Raw genomic sequence first — 20,803 nt, 5'->3', positions numbered from 1 at the left:
GTCATCCTAGCACAAGTTATCAATGTAATGAGTCCGCTAGCAGTTGAGACTTTTTCAGGTAGAGAAACCGACTCATCGGATGAGCGTTTTCTATCGTTTGCATGCATAATTGAAAAACGAAAATGAATTCCATAAAAATAGATGAGAGGTGGATTTATGGCGTTACCGATTCCGATTAAACGGGGGAAAAAACCCAAGGCAGCTGCACAAACCACCCCGACAGCAACCGGTCAGGTTCAGTCATTAACGCGCGGGCTTAAATTACTGGAATATATTTCCGAATCACAAGGCAGTGTCGCCCTGACGGATTTAGCACAACAGGCGGGGTTGCCGAATTCTACCACTCATCGCCTGCTGACAACCATGCAACAGCAAGGTTTTGTCCGTCAGGTGGGGGATTTAGGGCTTTGGACCATGGGGGCTCACGCCTTTATTGTCGGCAGTAGCTTCCTGCAAAGCCGCAATTTGCTGGCCATGGTGCATCCGATGCTACGCCGTTTGATGGATGAATCAGGCGAAACCGTCAACCTGGCGGTACTCGACCATAGCGACTACCAGGCCATTATTATCGATCAAGTACAATGTACTGCGCTAATGCGCATGTCAGCCCCCATTGGTGGCAAACTGCCAATGCATGCTTCCGGTGCGGGTAAAGCCTTTCTCTCTACCCTGACAGATGATCAATTAGTGCAGTTGTTACATAAGAAAGGGCTGCACGCATATACCCAACATACCCGTACCAATCCAGCCAGCCTGAAAGAGAATCTGGCACTGACTCGCAAGCAAGGTTATTCATTTGATGATGAAGAACATGCCCTCGGCTTGCGTTGTATCGCCGCTTGTCTGTTCGATGAACACCATGAAGCCTTTGCCGCAATCTCTATCTCCGGCCCGGTATCACGCATTACCGACGACCGCGTCACCGAACTTGGCGCACTGGTTATTCATGCTGCGAAAGAAATCACTCAATCCTATGGTGGCGGGAATCGTAATTAGTTAAAAAATCGAATGCATAAAAACTTTTTCGTTCGGTGAGAACAGGCAGATGGTAAAGACGCCGTAGATTAAGCGCAATGATCAACGGGTTTACCGCGCCTCGGGGCGCTCCGGTCGCTTACGCGCTTGTATTCAATCAAGGCGTAGCGAGCGAAAGGAGTTTGGGTACGCCCTGCGCGCAGAACCCGGAGCGTATATGTAATACGTGAGGAGTTCGAGCACAGCGCAAACCCAAAATCCGCACGCGCAGTAGCCGTTAATTTAACGTCCGCTGTGAGAAGCGCTGCTTACGGCGATAGGCAAAAACATCCTCCACATGCCCGTCCTTAATACGCTGCTGCAACCCACGCCAATAGCTGGCGTGAAACAGGTCGCTGTGCATCTCCTCAAAAAAATGCCGTATTTTCAGATCAGTGCATAAGAAATGACGAAACTCTTCAGGGAATACATCATTGGGCGATACGCTATACCACGGCTCGCTGGCCATCTCATCTTCCGGGTAGCGCGCTGGCGGAATATCGCGGAAATTCACCTCTGTCATATAGCAAATTTCATCGTAATCATAGAACACCACGCGACCATGGCGGGTCACACCAAAGTTCTTAAATAACATATCACCGGGGAAGATATTTGCCGCAGCCAACTGCTTAATGGCATTACCATACTCCTCGATAGCATCCTTTAGTTGCTGATCATTGGCCTGCTCCATATAAAGGTTCAATGGCGTCATCCGCCGCTCCATATAGAGATGCTTAATAATGATTTGGTCGCCTAAATCTTCTAACTTTTCCGGCACTTCCCGTTGTAGTTCGGCCAGTAACTCCGGGCTTATCCGCTGCTTATCAATAACAAAATTCTCATACTCTTGAGTATCCGCCATGCGCCCGACGCGGTCATGCTCTTTAACCAATTGATAGCACTCTAAAACTCGTGCCTGGCTGACCTCTTTTTGCGGCGCAAACTGATCCTTAATGACCTTAAATACCCGATCAAATGACGGTAGGGTAAACACCAGCATCACCATGCCTTTAACCCCTGGGGCGATAATAAACTGTTCACTGGATTGATGAACAAAGGTGAGGTATTCACGATAACTTTCAGTTTTGCCGTGTTTCTGGCAACCAATTGCCATATACAGCTCAGCTGTCGATTTACCCGGTAATATTTCCCGTAGCCATTCCACCATTGCCGCTGGCAGCGGGGCATAAACCATAAAGTAAGAGCGAGCAAAACCGAACACAATGCTGGCCTCCGCTTTACCGGTGAGGCAAGTATCAATAAATAGGGCTCCAGATTCATTGTGATGGATGGGGAGCAGGAAGGGATAAACCCCTTCAGCCAACCGCAACTTACCGACTAACCAAGCCGCTTTATTGCGATAAAACAGTTCATTAGCGATTTGAAACCGTGCGCCTATCAGTTGCTCATCAGGGAATGCTTGCCGAAGAGCCTCTGTGATATAGCCGATATCACGCGGCAGATCTTCCCACGGCAAACGTAGCGGCAAATCACTAAGAACCATCTGCAACATGCCACTCAGATCCCCTTTTGGGGAAAAATCGCGCGCTAACGGGCGGGGGATCTCACGAAAGCGCCGCTCCGGTTGCGAGCTGAAAACAAACAGCTTATCCGGCGTTAAATCACGGTGCTTAAACAAGCGGCAGTAAACAGAATTAAAAAAACTCTCCGCAATTTCAAAACGCGGGTAATCCGGCAACAACTCGGTGTAGATCTCTTTTACCCGTGCCAGAAATTCTGCATCAAAACAGCGCTGATCGGTGATGTGCTTTAGTTGCTCAACCACCAGACCGACATGGTGGTCATAGAGGTGAATACGCTTCTTCATCGCCTGCTGAACGGCATGCCAGTCCGCCTGCTCAAAACGGTGTTGAGCGCTGGCAGTAACCTCTAGAAAGCGACCATATTGTGCATCGAAGCCCTGCAAGATTGTCTGAGCGATTAATCGTTCCAGTTTTACCGCCATACTCACCCCCGCCATACGGAACAGAGCCTGCATATGCAGGCTCCTGAAAGACACGCGTTCAATCAAACCGCATTTAGAATTGCTGTTCTTCCGTCGAGCCAGTCAATGCCGTCACCGATGATTCGCCACCCTGAATGATATTGGTGACTTTATCAAAGTAGCCCGTACCCACTTCTTGCTGATGGGATGCAAAGGTATAACCGCGCTCAGCTGATGCAAATTCTGGCTGCTGCACTTTCTCAACATAGTGCTTCATGCCTTCGCCCTGCGCATAAGCATGGGCTAAATCAAACATGTTGAACCACATGCTGTGGATGCCTGCCAGGGTAATAAACTGGTATTTGTAACCCATCGCCGACAGATCATCCTGGAAGCTGGCAATCTGCTGGTCGGTCAGATTCTTTTTCCAGTTAAATGATGGCGAGCAGTTATAAGCCAATAATTTACCAGGGAATTTCGCATGAATCGCCTGCGCGAAGCGTTTAGCCAGTTCCAGGTCCGGCGTAGAGGTTTCACACCAGACCAAATCAGCATAAGGGGCATAGGCCAAACCACGGCTGATCGCTTGCTCAATACCGGCATGTGTGCGGAAGAAGCCTTCGGCTGTGCGCTCGCCGGTCACGAATTCACTGTCATATGGGTCGCAATCAGAAGTCAGTAAATCAGCCGCATCAGCATCAGTACGGGCAATCAACAAGGTTGGCACACCCAGAACATCGGCGGCTAAACGGGCAGCAACCAATTTTTGAATCGCTTCTTGAGTCGGCACCAACACCTTACCGCCCATATGACCACATTTCTTCACCGCAGCCAGTTGGTCTTCAAAATGCACCCCCGCCGCGCCAGCTTCAATCATAGCTTTCATCAATTCAAAAGCATTCAGCACACCACCAAAACCGGCTTCAGCATCAGCCACAATCGGCAGGAAATAGTCGGTATACCCTTTGCTACCCGGTTCAATATTATTCGACCACTGAATCTGATCCGCGCGGCGGAAGCTATTATTAATTCTTTTAACCACCGCAGGGACCGAGTCTACTGGATATAACGACTGATCGGGATACATGCTAGAGGCGGTATTCGCATCGGCGGCAACCTGCCAGCCCGACAGATAAATTGCCTCAACACCGGCTTTCGCTTGTTGCAGAGCCTGACCACCGGTTAACGCACCGAGACAGTTGATATACCCTTTGCGCGCACCACCATGCAGTAATTCCCACAGTTTATGTGCTCCGTGCTGCGCCAGCGTGCATTCAGGATTTACTGAACCGCGCAGTTTAATCACCTCTTCTGCGCTATATGGTCGGGTGATACCTTTCCAGCGCGGCGATGTCCATTCCTGTTCCAACTGCTGAATTTGTTGAGTACGAGAGGTAGTCATGGCGATATTCCTTATTATTCAATTTTGTAGGGTTAAATAGGGTGTGATACCCAAAGTCATTGGAGTTGCAGGTAGGCAGCAAGCGAACGAATCCCGATGAGCTGACACAAGTCAGTGATTCGGGTGAACGAACGTAGCTAACACCGCTGCGGCTTCAAGGACGAAGAGTGTTTTAGGCCAGTAATGCATAGCCTGGTAGCGTCAGGAAGTCGATAAGCTCGTCTTGTGTTGTAATTCGCTCCATCAGACGCGCGGCTTCTTCAAACCGCCCGCCATCAAAGCGCTCTGCGCCAAGCTCAAGCTTCACTACCTGCATTTCTTCACTCAACATGCTGCGGAACAGTTCTTTGGTCACCGTCTGGCCATTACTCAAGCTTTTCTGGTGATGGATCCATTGCCAAATAGAAGTACGCGAAATCTCTGCTGTTGCGGCATCTTCCATCAGGCCATAAATTGGTACGCACCCATTGCCAGAGATCCATGCCTCAATATATTGCACTGCCACCCGAATATTGGCTCGCATCCCTTCTTCAGTACGATCGCCAGTGCAAGGCTCCAATAACTCAGCAGCCGTGATCGGTTTATCCTGCTCACGCGTGACCTCTAACTGATTTGGCCGTGAACCTAATACCCGATTGAAGACCTCCATCACGGTATCTGCCAGCCCTGGGTGCGCAACCCAAGTACCGTCATGGCCATTGCTGGCTTCCAACTCTTTGTCAGCACGAACTTTATCCAGTACCAGAGCATTCTTTTCTGCATCTTTATTCGGGATAAAGGCCGCCATGCCGCCCATCGCCAACGCACCACGCTTATGACATGTCTTGATCAGCAGGCGAGAGTAGGCACTGAGGAAAGGTTTCGTCATCGTCACTGACTGGCGATCCGGTAATACACGATCACTGTGATTCTTCAGCGTTTTGATATAACTAAAGATATAGTCCCAACGGCCACAATTGAGAGCAACAATATGATGGCGCAGGTGGTAGAGGATCTCGTCCATCTGGAATACTGCGGGTAATGTTTCAATTAATACCGTGGCTTTGATGGTGCCTTGTGGTAAATCGAAACGTTGCTCAGTAAAGTTGAAAACATCACTCCACCAGGCGGCTTCCTGATAGGATTGCATTTTTGGTAAATAAAAATAAGGGCCGCTACCTTTGGCCAGTAATTGCTTATAGTTATGGTAGAAATACAATGCGAAATCGAATAAGCCTCCGGGGATTGCTTCCCCTTGCCATTTAACATGTTTCTCTGGCAAGTGCAGGCCGCGAACCCGGGCAATCAATACGGCAGGATTAGGTTTTAACTGATAAATTTTGCCAGATTCATTTGCATAAGAAATTGTGCCTTTTACCGCATCACGCAGGTTAATTTGACCCTCGATAACCTTATCCCAGCTCGGTGCTAATGAATCTTCAAAATCGGCCATAAAGACTTTCACATTGGCATTGAGGGCATTAATCACCATCTTGCGCTCAACCGGCCCGGTGATTTCCACTCTGCGGTCACGTAAGTCTGTAGGAATACCTTGAATCTTCCAGTCACCATCACGAATGGAATTGGTTTCCGAAATAAAATCAGGTAAAGCACCCTGATCAATGGTCTGTTGCCACGATGCCCGTGCAGCAAGGAGTTTGTTCCTCGGCTCAGCAAACTTCACCACCAATTCGGTCAAAAATTCGATGGTCTCATCTGGCAAAACTTGCCGCTCAGCAGCATTAAAATGCGGTGTGAAAACTAACTCCGTGCCAACTAACTGTTGTGTCATTACCCTTCCCCTTACCAATCTCACTTCATTCACATCAACGCTAACGTAGCGTCACTCTTGGATTCTTATCGGGTAATGCCTTCCGGCTGGAAATTTAAGGCTGGATTTCATGGTTATTTTTCACCCCGACAGGACTAAGAATAATCAATTAATCATTAAAATCAAAAACGATTTCCATTTTTATTTAAAATATTTTTTTAATCTTTATTTATCATATTGTTAACATAGGTATGTGTTATAGACAGATAGGAATAGGCTTCCATTACTAGCGTTTTTCGAAGATAACTCATTGTTTAGCAAAGAGATCAGACCAGTTTATCGAAGGGGAATAAGCTTTTTTACTGGGGAATAATAGACAGGCGGCATCGATTCAGCCGCCTTTATTAACATTTGAGGTGATAAAAAGTCAGTCGAGCGTAGGATTCATATGGCGCAAATCAAATGGGGTGATTTGGTACACGTAGTAGTTCAGCCAGTTCGCAAACAGCAGATGACCGTGGCTACGCCACGATGCTTTTGGTGGTAAAGAAGCATCGTCATCAGGGAAGTAATTGAGTGGAACTTGTGGGTTAAGACCGGCGGCCACATCACGCTGATATTCACCCGCTAGCGTGTCGACGTCGTATTCAGGATGACCGGTAACAAAAGCCACTCGCTTATCTTTACTGGCAAACAAATAAGCTCCAGCCTCTTCTGATGAGACCAGGATATCCAAATCTGTATATTGCTTAAGCACCTCAAGTGGGAAATCGGCATAGCGAGAATGAGGTGCCAGGAATGTTTCATCAAACCCTCGGGTGAGCAGTGCCAGTGGCTCTCGAGTTTGGTGCTGGTAAATACCAGAGAGTTTGGCCTCGCGAGTCATCTTAGGAATGCCATACAGGATATTTAAGGCCGCCTGTACCGCCCAGCATACGAACAAGGTTGAGGTCACGTGGTCCTTTGCCCAAGCAATAATACGCTCGATCTGTGGCCAGTATGCGACGTCACAAAAATCAACTAAACCGAGAGGTGCGCCAGTCACGATCAACCCATCAAAATTCTGATCCTGGATATCTTCAAAGTCACAGTAGAAGTTATTCAGATGCTCTGCGGGCGTATTTTTTGACTCACGGCTATCAATGCGCAGCAATTGGATATCAATCTGTAAGGGTGAGTTAGAGAGTAAACGTAGGAATTGATTCTCCGTCTCAATTTTTTTAGGCATTAGATTCAGAACCAACACCTTCAGGGGACGAATTTCCTGAGTTTTCGCGCGCGATGAGGTCATCACAAAGACATTCTCATTGCGTAAGAAACTCACTGCGGGTAATTCATCAGGAACCCTAATTGGCATGCCTATATCCTCAATATATCCGTTTATACGTTTAGACTTCTAGATGCCTGAAGATAGCGGGTTTTCAGTAAAAAGTCGAGTGATCTGCCACAACCTGAAAATGTTTCATTACCACCATCTCAATAGCACTTAGTGCAGTGAACAGTCGGCATATATTTTCGATACTGCCAAAATGCAAAAACCCTCTACAAATGCAGAGGGTTATCATTTTCTATGACTCTATTTTTGAGGGCTATCTGTGATTTAGCTACATTTTCAGCATACAACAAACTCGTCACTAACATCTATTTTCGGATAGCACAAAAGCAAAAACCCCACGCTTTTGGCATGGGGTCTTTACTTGATTTGATACCTGGCAGTGTCCTACTCTCGCATGGGGAGACCCCACACTACCATCGGCGCTACGGCGTTTCACTTCTGAGTTCGGCATGGGGTCAGGTGGGACCACCGCGCTATTGCCGCCAGGTAAATTCTTTTCTACTACTACCGAACTTTAACCCATGTAACTGGTGCTGATACCCAGAGTCGAACTGGGGACCTCACCCTTACCAAGGGTGCGCTCTACCAACTGAGCCATATCAGCACAACTAAATTTGATGCCTGGCAGTGTCCTACTCTCGCATGGGGAGACCCCACACTACCATCGGCGCTACGGCGTTTCACTTCTGAGTTCGGCATGGGATCAGGTGGGACCACCGCGCTATGGCCGCCAGGCAAATTCTGTCTAAACTAACCCGCTATGTAATCCTACACACAGCCAGCCAGCCCAATCTCGGAACTTCGCTGAAAATTTCTATCTCTCAAATCTAAAACACCTTTGGTGTTGTAAGGTTAAGCCTCACGGATCATTAGTACTGGTTAGCTCAATGCATCGCTGCACTTACACACCCAGCCTATCAACGTCATAGTCTTTAACGTTCCTTCAGGGGGCTTAAAGCCCCAGGGAAGACTCATCTCGAGGCAAGTTTCCCGCTTAGATGCTTTCAGCGGTTATCTCTTCCGAATTTAGCTACCGGGCAATGCCATTGGCATGACAACCCGAACACCAGTGATTCGTCCACTCCGGTCCTCTCGTACTAGGAGCAGCCCCTCTCAATCTTCCAACGCCCACGGCAGATAGGGACCGAACTGTCTCACGACGTTCTAAACCCAGCTCGCGTACCACTTTAAATGGCGAACAGCCATACCCTTGGGACCTACTTCAGCCCCAGGATGTGATGAGCCGACATCGAGGTGCCAAACACCGCCGTCGATATGAACTCTTGGGCGGTATCAGCCTGTTATCCCCGGAGTACCTTTTATCCGTTGAGCGATGGCCCTTCCATTCAGAACCACCGGATCACTAAGACCTACTTTCGTACCTGCTCGAGCCGTCACTCTCGCAGTCAAGCTAGCTTATGCCTTTGCACTAACCTCACGATGTCCGACCGTGATTAGCTAACCTTCGTGCTCCTCCGTTACTCTTTGGGAGGAGACCGCCCCAGTCAAACTACCCACCAGACACTGTCCTCACCCCGGATCACGGGGCCGAGTTAGAACATCAAACATTAAAGGGTGGTATTTCAAGGTTGGCTCCATGCAGACTGGCGTCCACACTTCAATGCCTCCCACCTATCCTACACATCAAGGCTCAATGTTCAGTGTCAAGCTATAGTAAAGGTTCACGGGGTCTTTCCGTCTTGCCGCGGGTACACTGCATCTTCACAGCGAGTTCAATTTCACTGAGTCTCGGGTGGAGACAGCCTGGCCATCATTACGCCATTCGTGCAGGTCGGAACTTACCCGACAAGGAATTTCGCTACCTTAGGACCGTTATAGTTACGGCCGCCGTTTACTGGGGCTTCGATCAAGAGCTTCGCCTTGCGGCTGACCCCATCAATTAACCTTCCAGCACCGGGCAGGCGTCACACCGTATACGTCCACTTTCGTGTTTGCACAGTGCTGTGTTTTTATTAAACAGTTGCAGCCAGCTGGTATCTGCGACTGGCTTCGGCGCCGGGAGCAAGTCCCATTACCTAATGCCAGCGTGCCTTCTCCCGAAGTTACGGCACCATTTTGCCTAGTTCCTTCACCCGAGTTCTCTCAAGCGCCTGAGTATTCTCTACCTGACCACCTGTGTCGGTTTGGGGTACGATTTAATGTTACCTGATGCTTAGAGGCTTTTCCTGGAAGCTTGGCATCAACTACTTCACCACCGTAGTGGCTCGTCATCACACCTCAGCGTTGATAAGCAACCGGATTTACCAAGTCACTCCGCCTACATGCTTAAACCGGGACAACCGTCGCCCGGCTAGCCTAGCCTTCTCCGTCCCCCCTTCGCAGTAACACCAAGTACAGGAATATTAACCTGTTTCCCATCGACTACGCTTTTCAGCCTCGCCTTAGGGGTCGACTCACCCTGCCCCGATTAACGTTGGACAGGAACCCTTGGTCTTCCGGCGTGCGGGTTTTTCACCCGCATTATCGTTACTTATGTCAGCATTCGCACTTCTGATACCTCCAGCAACCCTCACAGGTCACCTTCAACGGCTTACAGAACGCTCCCCTACCCAACAACACCTAAGTGTCGCTGCCGCAGCTTCGGTGCATGGTTTAGCCCCGTTACATCTTCCGCGCAGGCCGACTCGACCAGTGAGCTATTACGCTTTCTTTAAATGATGGCTGCTTCTAAGCCAACATCCTGGCTGTCTATGCCTTCCCACATCGTTTCCCACTTAACCATGACTTTGGGACCTTAGCTGGCGGTCTGGGTTGTTTCCCTCTTCACGACGGACGTTAGCACCCGCCGTGTGTCTCCCGTGATAACATTCTTCGGTATTCGGAGTTTGCATCGGTTTGGTAAGTCGGGATGACCCCCTAGCCGAAACAGTGCTCTACCCCCGAAGATGAGTTCACGAGGCGCTACCTAAATAGCTTTCGGGGAGAACCAGCTATCTCCCGGTTTGATTGGCCTTTCACCCCCAGCCACAAGTCATCCGCTAATTTTTCAACATTAGTCGGTTCGGTCCTCCAGTTAGTGTTACCCAACCTTCAACCTGCCCATGGCTAGATCACCGGGTTTCGGGTCTATACCTTGCAACTAGACGCCCAGTTAAGACTCGGTTTCCCTACGGCTCCCCTATTCGGTTAACCTTGCTACAAAATATAAGTCGCTGACCCATTATACAAAAGGTACGCAGTCACCCAACAAAGTAGGCTCCCACTGCTTGTACGTACACGGTTTCAGGTTCTATTTCACTCCCCTCGCCGGGGTTCTTTTCGCCTTTCCCTCACGGTACTGGTTCACTATCGGTCAGTCAGGAGTATTTAGCCTTGGAGGATGGTCCCCCCATATTCAGACAGGATGTCACGTGTCCCGCCCTACTCATCGAGTTCACAGCAAGTGTGTTTTGGTGTACGGGACTATCACCCTGTACCGTGCGACTTTCCAGACGCTTCCACTAACACACAAACTGATTCAGACTCTGGGCTCTTCCCCGTTCGCTCGCCGCTACTGGGGGAATCTCGGTTGATTTCTTTTCCTCGGGGTACTTAGATGTTTCAGTTCCCCCGGTTCGCCTTGCATGGCTATGTATTCACCATGCAATAGTGCAACGAATTGCACTGGGTTTCCCCATTCGGGTATCGTCGGTTATAACGCTTCATATCAGCTTACCGACGCTTTTCGCAGATTAGCACGCCCTTCATCGCCTCTGACTGCCTAGGCATCCACCGTGTACGCTTAGTCGCTTAACCTCACAACCCAAAGGTGTTTTTCGTTATTGGTGTGGCTGTGAACACACTCTGCTATGTTGTGCAGTGCGCGCAATCCTCATGAACGTTAAGTTCACTCCGGTTGCTGTGCGCTGTACGCCTTGCTGAGTGTCTTCTCGCTCACACTGCAACAATGATTACCCATTGGCATTGCGATTATTTGAGAGACTCTATTACAGGTTACTCTTTATCTCAGTACATCTACGGAGAGATAAATTTCGGCTGTAATGTTTCAATTTTCAGCTTGTTCCAGATTGTTAAAGAGCAATATCTTAAACACGACTCGTTAAAGTCATCTTTAAGATATTCAGTTGATAATGTCTTTCACACATTATCGGAGTGGCGTCCCCAAGGGGATTCGAACCCCTGTTACAGCCGTGAAAGGGCAGTGTCCTAGGCCTCTAGACGATGGGGACACAAAAATTTCTACTGAATCACTGATTCAGTATTTTTGTGTAAAGGTGAAAATGTGGTGACACATTCGAACGACTGATGCAGTAAAAACTCGATACCGAGGTCTTATTACACAATCATCACCCTCATCAACAGGTGCTCTTGCTCATTTACATTCATCAGACAATCTGTGTGGACACTACGCAATGCGTATCGTTAGGTAAGGAGGTGATCCAACCGCAGGTTCCCCTACGGTTACCTTGTTACGACTTCACCCCAGTCATGAATCACAAAGTGGTAAGCGCCCTCCCGAAGGTTAAGCTACCTACTTCTTTTGCAACCCACTCCCATGGTGTGACGGGCGGTGTGTACAAGGCCCGGGAACGTATTCACCGTAGCATTCTGATCTACGATTACTAGCGATTCCGACTTCATGGAGTCGAGTTGCAGACTCCAATCCGGACTACGACAGACTTTATGTGGTCCGCTTGCTCTCGCGAGTTCGCTTCACTTTGTATCTGCCATTGTAGCACGTGTGTAGCCCTACTCGTAAGGGCCATGATGACTTGACGTCATCCCCACCTTCCTCCGGTTTATCACCGGCAGTCTCCCTTGAGTTCCCACCATTACGTGCTGGCAACAAAGGATAAGGGTTGCGCTCGTTGCGGGACTTAACCCAACATTTCACAACACGAGCTGACGACAGCCATGCAGCACCTGTCTCACAGTTCCCGAAGGCACCGAAGCATCTCTGCTAAGTTCTGTGGATGTCAAGAGTAGGTAAGGTTCTTCGCGTTGCATCGAATTAAACCACATGCTCCACCGCTTGTGCGGGCCCCCGTCAATTCATTTGAGTTTTAACCTTGCGGCCGTACTCCCCAGGCGGTCGACTTAACGCGTTAGCTCCGGAAGCCACGCCTCAAGGGCACAACCTCCAAGTCGACATCGTTTACAGCGTGGACTACCAGGGTATCTAATCCTGTTTGCTCCCCACGCTTTCGCACCTGAGCGTCAGTCTTTGTCCAGGGGGCCGCCTTCGCCACCGGTATTCCTCCAGATCTCTACGCATTTCACCGCTACACCTGGAATTCTACCCCCCTCTACAAGACTCTAGCTTGCCAGTTTCAAATGCAGTTCCCACGTTAAGCGCGGGGATTTCACATCTGACTTAACAAACCGCCTGCGTGCGCTTTACGCCCAGTAATTCCGATTAACGCTTGCACCCTCCGTATTACCGCGGCTGCTGGCACGGAGTTAGCCGGTGCTTCTTCTGCGAGTAACGTCAATCAACCGTGCTATTAACACGACTGCCTTCCTCCTCGCTGAAAGTGCTTTACAACCCGAAGGCCTTCTTCACACACGCGGCATGGCTGCATCAGGCTTGCGCCCATTGTGCAATATTCCCCACTGCTGCCTCCCGTAGGAGTCTGGACCGTGTCTCAGTTCCAGTGTGGCTGGTCATCCTCTCAGACCAGCTAGGGATCGTCGCCTAGGTGAGCCATTACCCCACCTACTAGCTAATCCCATCTGGGCACATCCGATGGCGTGAGGCCCTAAGGTCCCCCACTTTGCTCTTGCGAGGTCATGCGGTATTAGCTACCGTTTCCAGTAGTTATCCCCCTCCATCAGGCAGTTTCCCAGACATTACTCACCCGTCCGCCGCTCGCCGGCAAAGTAGTAAACTACTTCCCGCTGCCGCTCGACTTGCATGTGTTAGGCCTGCCGCCAGCGTTCAATCTGAGCCATGATCAAACTCTTCAATTTAAGATTTGTTTGATTTGCTGCTAATAAAAGCAGCGATGCTCAAAGATTACTTTCTGCAAATAAGCATTCGAACCGAAGTTCAAATGTGTACTGCTTTGGTCACTCTTCAAGACTTTGATATTTCTTCTGCCTGTCGAAACAGGCTTCGATATCGTCTTGCGAGTGCCCACACAGATTGTCTGATAAATTGTTAAAGAGCAGTGCGTTAGCAACCGGTGGTTGGTAACGCGAGGTGCGCATATTACGCTTTCCTCATTCAGAGTCAACTACTAATTTTGTTGAATTTCTCTGTTCTCTTTGCCGGTCACTTAACTACTTGATTCGTTGTGTGCCGTCTCGATGGATGCGCATTATAGGGAGTTCCGCGCCGCCCGCAACCGCTAATTTCAATAAAAATGACTGTTTGCTGCATTCCACAGCAAAACCCCGCTTTATACCCAGTTGTGCACAAACTTATCCACAGATTGAATCTGCACTCAAAATTGACGAGCATCACGCAATCGTTTTCGCTACAATTCCCCGCGGCGAAAAAGAGTGACCTTGTCGGCAAAATATCGATGACATGATGTGATTTTTTATAAAACTGGGGAATACCACTCAGGATAAAGCGTATTTTATTGTGGTAGAGGATGAATCGCCCTGCTGAAAGCAGCAAAGAGTGGCATTGCTCCCTATTTGGGACGTTATCTGAGTTTGTTCCTCTCTATATAGTTATCTATATAAGAAGGTAGGATTCAGATAACGCTCTATTGAATGATTGCGAAGAATAACTGCGACTCCAAAGCCAAGGGATAAAACCATGCAACAACGCCGCCCAATCCGCCGTGCTCTACTCAGTGTGTCTGACAAAGCCGGTATCATCGAATTCGCCGCCGCACTTTCTCAGCGTGGCATCGAGTTACTTTCCACCGGTGGAACTGCCCGCCTGCTGGCCGATGCGGGTCTGCCCGTCACTGAGGTTTCTGACTATACCGGTTTCCCGGAAATGATGGACGGACGCGTTAAAACGTTGCATCCAAAAGTGCATGGCGGCATCTTGGGGCGCCGTGGTCAGGATGATGGCATCATGGCTCAACATGGCATTCAGCCGATTGATATTGTTGTCGTGAATCTATATCCGTTCGCTCAGACAGTTGCTCGCCCGGATTGCTCACTGGAAGATGCAGTTGAGAATATCGATATCGGTGGTCCTACCATGGTGCGCTCCGCTGCCAAGAACCATAAAGATGTCGCTATCGTGGTCAAGAGTAGTGACTACCCCGCCATTATTACTGAGCTAGATAATAATGAGGGTTCGTTGACGTATCCAACCCGCTTTGATCTGGCTATCAAGGCGTTTGAACATACCGCCGCCTACGACAGCATGATCGCCAACTACTTCGGCGCGCTGGTGCCAGCTTATCATGGTGACACAGAGCAACCATCAGGCCACTTCCCACGCACCCTGAATCTTAACTATATAAAGAAACAAGATATGCGCTATGGTGAAAACAGCCACCAGCAAGCGGCCTTCTATATAGAAGAAGAGGTTAAAGAGGCATCTGTGGCTACCGCACAGCAATTACAGGGTAAAGCGCTCTCCTATAACAACATCGCAGATACCGATGCGGCGTTAGAATGTGTGAAAGAGTTCAGTGAGCCTGCCTGTGTGATCGTCAAACATGCCAACCCATGCGGCGTGGCGATTGCTGATTCTCTGCTCGCCGCTTATGAAAAAGCCTATAAAACTGACCCAACCTCTGCTTTCGGCGGCATTATTGCCTTTAACCGTGAATTGGATGCCGAAACCGCCAGCGCCATTATCAGCCGCCAGTTTGTTGAAGTCATTATTGCACCCGCGGTCAGCGCTGAAGCACTGGCATTGCTCGCCGCCAAACAAAATGTCCGTGTTCTGACCTGTGGCCAGTGGCAGGAGCGTGCTACCGGTCTGGACTTCAAACGCGTCAATGGTGGTTTGCTGGTCCAAGACCGCGATTTAGGTATGGTGACTGCAGCCGATCTGCGTGTGGTGTCCAAGCGCCAGCCGACGGAGCAAGAACTGCGTGATGCACTGTTCTGCTGGAAAGTAGCCAAGTTCGTAAAATCCAATGCCATTGTCTATGCGCGCGACAATATGACTATCGGTATAGGCGCAGGCCAAATGAGCCGTGTCTATTCTGCCAAAATCGCTGGTATCAAAGCAGCGGATGAAGGATTAGAAGTGGCCGGTTCTGCCATGGCCTCCGATGCTTTCTTCCCGTTCCGTGACGGTATCGATGCTGCTGCATCTGTCGGGATCAGTTGTGTTATCCAACCGGGCGGTTCAATCCGTGACGATGAAGTCATTGCTGCGGCTGATGAGCATGGCATCGCTATGATCTTTACCGACATGCGCCATTTCCGCCATTAATTAACCCGCTTAACGGAGTCATCTGATGAATATTTTGATTATTGGTAATGGCGGGCGTGAACATGCGCTGGGCTGGAAAGCAGCACAGTCGCCTTTAGCGGGCAAAATTTATGTCGCACCGGGCAATGCCGGCACAGCGCTAGAATCTGGTTTAGAAAATGTCGATATCGCGGCAACGGATATTGCGGGTCTGTTGGCCTTTGCCCAGAACCATGATATTGGCCTGACCATTGTCGGCCCGGAAGCACCGTTAGTTATTGGTGTGGTTGATGCTTTCCGCGCAGCCGGTTTGACCATTTTTGGGCCAACGCAAGCCGCGGCTCAGTTGGAAGGATCTAAAGCTTTCACGAAAGACTTCCTGGCGCGCCACAATATCCCAACTGCGTTTTACCAGAACTTCACCGAGGTGGAGCCTGCTTTAGCCTATGTTCGTGAAATCGGTGCACCGATCGTGATTAAGGCAGATGGGCTGGCCGCCGGTAAAGGCGTGATTGTTGCGATGACGTTGGAAGAAGCAGAAACCGCCGTTCATGACATGCTGGCAGGCAATGCCTTTGGTGATGCAGGCCACCGTATCGTGGTGGAAGAGTTTCTCGACGGCGAAGAAGCCAGCTTTATCGTGATGGTTGATGGTGAAAATGTATTACCAATGGCCACCAGCCAGGACCATAAGCGGGTTGGCGATGGTGATACCGGCCCGAATACCGGTGGTATGGGGGCATATTCCCCGGCACCGGTAGTCACTGATGAAGTTCATCAGCGAGTGATGGAAAGTGTTATCTGGCCGACAGTGCGCGGTATGGCGGCAGAAGGTAATGTCTATACCGGCTTCCTCTATGCCGGTCTGATGATTTCCGCTGACGGGCAACCAAAAGTGATTGAGTTCAACTGTCGCTTTGGTGACCCGGAAACTCAACCCATCATGCTACGCATGCGTTCAGACTTGGTTGAATTGTGCTTAGCCGGTGCGCAAGGCAAATTGAATGAGAAGACCTCTGACTGGGATGAGCGTCCATCGCTGGGTGTGGTGTTGGCCGCTGGCGGTTATCCGGCAGATTATCGCCACGGTGATGTCATTCATGGATTACCACAGCAGGAGGTAGCTGACGGTAAAGTGTTCCACGCCGGAACCAAACTGAATGGCAATAATGAAGTCGTCACTAGCGGCGGTCGCGTATTGTGTGTAACTGCGCTGGGTGCCACCGTCGCCCAGGCACAGCAAAACGCGTATCGGTTAGCTGAAAATATTCAGTGGGAAGGGGCTTTCTACCGTAAAGACATTGGTTATCGGGCGATTGCTCGCGGTAAATAAATCTACCCTTGTATTCTACGGGCGCAGCTTGCTGTGCCCTGCTTCTTATCAGGTCTCACAAACTACCGGCTGTCGGCTCCCAGCGGCAGAAGTCCTGATTGGCAACCAACAGCAATTGCTGACCCTCCGACGAATCCAACCACGCGACGCCCAGAGGTTGCGCACTGCCCTCTCCCCGTTTGCTCAGCCATGCCTGTGAGTTATCGTCAACTTTCAATCGCAACGTCTTCTTATCACAGGTGGTAACCACACCATCTCGCCACTGTCCCTGAATTAACCTGACATTTCCGGCGCGCAGTGCACTGCTCTGTTCGAGAATTCGTTTCGCTTCCAACTGATAGACCGCGATATTATCCGCAGAGAGCTGCTCACGCCGTTCGGCCAACTGGCGCTGCATAAAACTCACCTGTCCTTGTTCATCAAAACGCAGCTCGACGCTCTGCGGGTTATGACCCAAATCGTTGCGCCGAATTTCCCGCAAAATGCCATTTTGATATTCGTAGAAGGTTACGCGAGTGTTGTCCCCGGAATAGGGGCTGTAGACGCTCATCAGCACTTGTGGCTGCTGCTGCGCATTATCCTGACGCCATAAACGAACGACACCGCTATCGGCGATATATCCGCTGGCACTAAATTGAGGGGAACCTGACTGACTGCTACAGGCGCTGAGACCAAAGGCTAAACCGAGGGTCATCAGCACCCGCTGCATAAACAAAAGGGGCTTTGCCACCCCCCTGCTTATTATTTTCACTGACACACTATTAAGATTTAACAGAATCTTTCAGTGCTTTACCAGAAACAAACGCTGGCACATTAGCTGCAGCAATTTTGATTTCTTTACCAGTCTGTGGGTTGCGGCCAGTGCGCTCATTACGATGGTTTACCTTGAAAGTACCAAAACCAACCAATTGTACTGGATCACCGTCTTTCAGAGATTCGGTAATTGCAGCCAGTGTGGATTCCAAAGCAGCTTTAGCTTGTGCTTTAGAAAGGTCCGCTTTGTCCGCGATTACGTCAATCAGTTGAGTCTTATTCATAAGTTATCCTTACAGTGTGTTTATCGTTTGCAAAGCATCGAGTGCGACGGATATGCCGATGGACAGCACTCTCCTGCATACACGCACCGATAGCCACTTTTTTTCGCCCCCCAAATGTAGAACAGACAGGGGGCAGATGTGAAGCCTTAAGACGTGACAAATCAGGCGTTAAATCACGTTTTCTTGCCTTATTGCGTTAAATTTATGCCAATGTTGCTAACAGCCGCTTCCCGCAGGTCAGATCGTAGCCCTTTTATCAGATCTAAGTCGCGCTCTTCACAGTCAGCTAACAGACGGAAAATCTCCCATTGGATATCCCATTCTTCTTCAATCGCAGGCAAAATTTTCAGTTCTTCATCGGTCATTTCTTTACCGGCCAACGTCATTTCCAACATTGCAACGGTACGAATTGATGCTTCGCTGATAGCGACAGCATGTTCCAGTGTTTCACCACTCAAACGCGAATGGATGGCCTCGCCCAATGCAATACAGGCATCGATGGCAGGATAAACACCGTAGATAGCATAGTCATCGGCTGAAGGAATTGCCTCTTCCAGCTTCTCTAACTGGCTATCAAAGTTAACTTTTGCGTCTTTTACGACCAAAGTTTCCCAGATCAGGTCCAGAATGCGCCGGTAAACAGCCGGGTCGCCAAATTCAGTTTCCAGACAAAATTGCTGATAGTTGGGATACATCCGCTCGCATAAGCAAGCCATGAAAGTCAGGTGTTGCCAACTTTCTAGCTTCTCGAGACGTAGATGAATCGGATTACGTATCATTATAAGTTCTCATTATTCATTATCTGCGCGGCAGTGTACCCGAAATTAAATCATATCCCTATGGTTGCCAAGTAAATCAGGATTTTTCCGCACCCAACGCTGAAATTGCGGGCGGTTTGAGGCGATAGCATCAGCCCAACGGGTTGGCTCAGGCAAACGGTAGCCCGCCATGCAAGCCTGTACCCACGCCAAAGCACTGCTAACACTGACCCGATGACCGGGCGAGATAAACAGTGGATTGCAACGGACTTTGCTGCGCCACACCCAGCCAAGTTGCTCATCACCATCAATGAGTGGTTGTAATGCGCCGTTATCGCTCTCTAGCGGCAGAGAGTGCCCACACAGGCGACTTTTGGCGACACCAATGGTCGGGACATCAACCAACAGCCCAAAATGGCTGGCAACGCCTAAACGACGCGGATGTGCGATACCTTGCCCATCAACAAACACCAGTTGAGGCCGTTGCTGCAACTGCTCCCAGGCGGCTAATAATGCAGGATATTCACGGAAAGAGAGTAAACCGGGGATATACGGCAGTGAAGTTGCCACGCGGGCAACCTGATATTCCACCAGTTCTAGCGAGGGATAACGCAAAATCGCGATAGCAGCACGGGTAATCTCCCCCTGCTGCTCAAAACCAACATCCGCACCGGCAATAAAGTGCACTGACCCACTATCAAAATCATCGTGAAGAATAATTTCAGATGCTCGTTGTAACTGTTCTGCCCGTAACGCTTTGGTATCTATCATCGGCCAACCTCCCTCGAGCTTGAAGCTACAGTACGGTTACCTGCCGCCCCAATGACTTTGGGTATAAGCGATTAGTTTTGATGATAAGGCTTTGATAATGTATGCACTGCATCAACAAAAGCCCCTGCATGTTCTGGCGGGACATCCTGATGAATGCCGTGCCCCAGATTAAACACATGCCCTTCACCCTGGCCAAAACTTGCGAGAATAGTACTCACTTCCTGCTCAATACGGGCAGGTGGTGCGTATAGCACAGAGGGGTCCATATTGCCTTGCAGAGCGACCTTATCACCCACCCGACGGCGCGCATCGCCGATATCCGTGGTCCAATCCAACCCTAATGCATCACAACCGGTAGCAGCCATTGCTTCCAGCCATTGCCCGCCACCTTTGGTGAACAAGGTCACCGGCACCCGACGCCCGTCGTTTTCGCGGATCAGGCCATCGACGATTTTATGCATGTAGTTCAAGGAGAATTCAAGATAATCACGCCCTGTCAGTACCCCGCCCCAAGTATCAAACACCATCACAGATTGAGCGCCAGCTTTGATTTGCGCATTGAGATACAAGATGACGCTATCGGCCAGTTTATCCAGTAGCAGATGCAGGGTTTGCGGCTCGGCATACATCATTTTCTTCAGTTTGGTAAACGCTTTGCTACTACCACCTTCAACCATATAGGTTGCCAGCGTCCATGGGCTGCCGGAAAAACCAATTAATGGCACCGCACCTTTCAGCTCACGGCGAATGGTTCTTACCGCGTTCATCACATAACCCAATTCCTGTTCTGGGTCGGGGATGGGTAACTTTTCGACGTCGGCGCGACAAGTAATCGGGGATTGGAAGCGTGGGCCTTCACCGGTTTCAAAATAGAGCCCCAGCCCCATAGCATCGGGGATGGTCAGAATGTCTGAAAACAGAATCGCGGCGTCCAATGGATAGCGACGTAATGGCTGCATCGTCACTTCACAAGCCAGTTCCGCATTTTTGCACAGCGACATAAAATCCCCGGCAACCGCGCGGGTAGCTTTATATTCCGGCAAATAACGGCCCGCCTGACGCATCATCCATACCGGCGTTACATCTACCGGTTGACGCAATAAGGCTCGCAGATAGCGATCGTTTTTCAACTCATTCATGGTGGAGCTCCCTTAATTA

At 49.7% G+C, this 20,803-nt stretch carries 13 protein-coding genes, 2 tRNA genes, 4 rRNA genes and 1 pseudogene; 4 read left to right on the top strand and 16 right to left on the bottom strand.

Going from position 1 to position 20,803, the window contains the following annotated elements:
- The first annotated feature begins 156 nt into the window (after positions 1–156).
- The gene (locus A6J66_018840; GenBank protein PNM26031.1) at positions 157–996 is read left to right on the top strand and encodes an acetate operon transcriptional repressor IclR; all 840 of its coding nucleotides are present in this window, start codon (positions 157–159) and stop codon (positions 994–996) included.
- Between the two features lie 256 nt (positions 997–1,252).
- Here A6J66_018840 and A6J66_018835 read toward each other — a convergent pair whose 3' ends face one another.
- The 10 genes from A6J66_018835 to A6J66_018790 form a co-directional block, all read right to left on the bottom strand.
- The gene (locus A6J66_018835; protein PNM27076.1) at positions 1,253–2,980 is read right to left on the bottom strand and encodes a bifunctional isocitrate dehydrogenase kinase/phosphatase; all 1,728 of its coding nucleotides are present in this window, start codon (positions 2,978–2,980) and stop codon (positions 1,253–1,255) included.
- Positions 2,981–3,053: 73 nt separating this feature from the next.
- Complete coding sequence (locus A6J66_018830) at positions 3,054–4,361, bottom strand: isocitrate lyase (protein ID PNM26030.1); 1,308 nt, start codon at positions 4,359–4,361, stop codon at positions 3,054–3,056.
- A 172-nt stretch (positions 4,362–4,533) separates the two neighbouring features.
- A complete protein-coding gene (locus tag A6J66_018825; GenBank protein ID PNM26029.1) occupies positions 4,534–6,132 on the bottom strand; it encodes a malate synthase A in 1,599 nt (532 codons plus the stop codon).
- Positions 6,133–6,538: 406 nt separating this feature from the next.
- A complete protein-coding gene (locus A6J66_018820) occupies positions 6,539–7,468 on the bottom strand; it encodes a homoserine O-succinyltransferase (protein ID PNM26028.1) in 930 nt (309 codons plus the stop codon).
- 350 nt (positions 7,469–7,818) lie between these two features.
- Positions 7,819–7,934, bottom strand: a 5S ribosomal RNA gene (gene rrf, locus A6J66_018815).
- A 41-nt stretch (positions 7,935–7,975) separates the two neighbouring features.
- Positions 7,976–8,051 (bottom strand) — tRNA-Thr (locus A6J66_018810).
- Between the two features lie 15 nt (positions 8,052–8,066).
- Positions 8,067–8,182: ribosomal RNA gene (gene rrf, locus A6J66_018805) — 5S ribosomal RNA — on the bottom strand.
- A 92-nt stretch (positions 8,183–8,274) separates the two neighbouring features.
- Positions 8,275–11,212 (bottom strand): 23S ribosomal RNA (locus A6J66_018800).
- A gap of 349 nt (positions 11,213–11,561) precedes the next feature.
- A tRNA-Glu gene (locus A6J66_018795) sits at positions 11,562–11,637 on the bottom strand.
- 195 nt (positions 11,638–11,832) lie between these two features.
- A 16S ribosomal RNA gene (locus A6J66_018790) occupies positions 11,833–13,378 on the bottom strand.
- Together the 16S, 23S and 5S rRNA genes with 2 tRNA genes alongside form the textbook arrangement of a ribosomal RNA operon.
- A 5-nt stretch (positions 13,379–13,383) precedes the next feature.
- On the opposite strand from A6J66_018790, the pseudogene A6J66_018785 reads away from it, so the two are divergent.
- Positions 13,384–13,561 (top strand): annotated as a pseudogene (locus A6J66_018785) (hypothetical protein).
- Positions 13,562–13,682: 121 nt separating this feature from the next.
- Here A6J66_018785 and A6J66_018780 read toward each other — a convergent pair.
- Positions 13,683–14,033, bottom strand: coding sequence for a hypothetical protein (locus tag A6J66_018780; GenBank protein ID PNM26027.1), 351 nt, complete (start codon positions 14,031–14,033; stop codon positions 13,683–13,685).
- A gap of 144 nt (positions 14,034–14,177) precedes the next feature.
- Between A6J66_018780 and purH the strand changes: the two genes are divergently transcribed.
- Both purH and A6J66_018770 read left to right on the top strand, forming a co-directional pair.
- On the top strand, positions 14,178–15,767 hold the full coding sequence (gene purH, locus A6J66_018775) for a bifunctional phosphoribosylaminoimidazolecarboxamide formyltransferase/IMP cyclohydrolase (GenBank protein PNM26026.1): 1,590 nt from the start codon (positions 14,178–14,180) through the stop codon (positions 15,765–15,767).
- Between the two features lie 25 nt (positions 15,768–15,792).
- The gene (locus A6J66_018770) at positions 15,793–17,079 is read left to right on the top strand and encodes a phosphoribosylamine--glycine ligase (protein PNM26025.1); all 1,287 of its coding nucleotides are present in this window, start codon (positions 15,793–15,795) and stop codon (positions 17,077–17,079) included.
- A 55-nt stretch (positions 17,080–17,134) separates the two neighbouring features.
- Here the strand turns inward: A6J66_018770 and A6J66_018765 are convergent, their stop codons facing one another.
- The 5 genes from A6J66_018765 to A6J66_018745 all read right to left on the bottom strand — a co-directional run bounded on the left by A6J66_018765 (position 17,135) and on the right by A6J66_018745 (position 20,784).
- Complete coding sequence (locus A6J66_018765) at positions 17,135–17,788, bottom strand: DUF1481 domain-containing protein (GenBank protein PNM26024.1); 654 nt, start codon at positions 17,786–17,788, stop codon at positions 17,135–17,137.
- A 52-nt stretch (positions 17,789–17,840) separates the two neighbouring features.
- The gene (locus A6J66_018760) at positions 17,841–18,116 is read right to left on the bottom strand and encodes a DNA-binding protein HU-alpha (GenBank protein ID PNM26023.1); all 276 of its coding nucleotides are present in this window, start codon (positions 18,114–18,116) and stop codon (positions 17,841–17,843) included.
- Between the two features lie 188 nt (positions 18,117–18,304).
- Positions 18,305–18,895, bottom strand: a complete 591-nt coding sequence (locus tag A6J66_018755; GenBank protein PNM26022.1) for a DUF416 domain-containing protein — start codon at positions 18,893–18,895, stop codon at positions 18,305–18,307.
- 45 nt (positions 18,896–18,940) lie between these two features.
- On the bottom strand, positions 18,941–19,645 hold the full coding sequence (locus tag A6J66_018750; GenBank protein PNM26021.1) for a deoxyribonuclease V: 705 nt from the start codon (positions 19,643–19,645) through the stop codon (positions 18,941–18,943).
- 71 nt (positions 19,646–19,716) lie between these two features.
- Entirely contained in the window at positions 19,717–20,784 is a 1,068-nt protein-coding gene (locus A6J66_018745; protein PNM26020.1) for a uroporphyrinogen decarboxylase, read from the bottom strand.
- Positions 20,785–20,803: the final 19 nt, after the last annotated feature.

Origin of the sequence: Yersinia enterocolitica (assembly GCA_002082245.2) — a bacterium.
Lineage (GTDB): Bacteria > Pseudomonadota > Gammaproteobacteria > Enterobacterales > Enterobacteriaceae > Yersinia > Yersinia enterocolitica_E.
This window is presented reverse-complemented; position numbering and strand designations above follow the sequence as displayed.

Coding starts and splice junctions, on each gene's coding strand:
- A6J66_018745 (PNM26020.1), bottom strand. CDS start 20,784: ATGAATGAGTTGAAAAACGATCGCTATCTGCGAGCCTTATTGCGTCAA.
- A6J66_018835 (PNM27076.1), bottom strand. CDS start 2,980: ATGGCGGTAAAACTGGAACGATTAATCGCTCAGACAATCTTGCAGGGC.
- A6J66_018765 (PNM26024.1), bottom strand. CDS start 17,788: ATGCAGCGGGTGCTGATGACCCTCGGTTTAGCCTTTGGTCTCAGCGCC.
- A6J66_018760 (PNM26023.1), bottom strand. CDS start 18,116: ATGAATAAGACTCAACTGATTGACGTAATCGCGGACAAAGCGGACCTT.
- A6J66_018770 (PNM26025.1), top strand. CDS start 15,793: ATGAATATTTTGATTATTGGTAATGGCGGGCGTGAACATGCGCTGGGC.
- A6J66_018840 (PNM26031.1), top strand. CDS start 157: ATGGCGTTACCGATTCCGATTAAACGGGGGAAAAAACCCAAGGCAGCT.
- purH (PNM26026.1), top strand. CDS start 14,178: ATGCAACAACGCCGCCCAATCCGCCGTGCTCTACTCAGTGTGTCTGAC.
- A6J66_018750 (PNM26021.1), bottom strand. CDS start 19,645: ATGATAGATACCAAAGCGTTACGGGCAGAACAGTTACAACGAGCATCT.
- A6J66_018825 (PNM26029.1), bottom strand. CDS start 6,132: ATGACACAACAGTTAGTTGGCACGGAGTTAGTTTTCACACCGCATTTT.
- A6J66_018830 (PNM26030.1), bottom strand. CDS start 4,361: ATGACTACCTCTCGTACTCAACAAATTCAGCAGTTGGAACAGGAATGG.
- A6J66_018820 (PNM26028.1), bottom strand. CDS start 7,468: ATGCCAATTAGGGTTCCTGATGAATTACCCGCAGTGAGTTTCTTACGC.
- A6J66_018755 (PNM26022.1), bottom strand. CDS start 18,895: ATGATACGTAATCCGATTCATCTACGTCTCGAGAAGCTAGAAAGTTGG.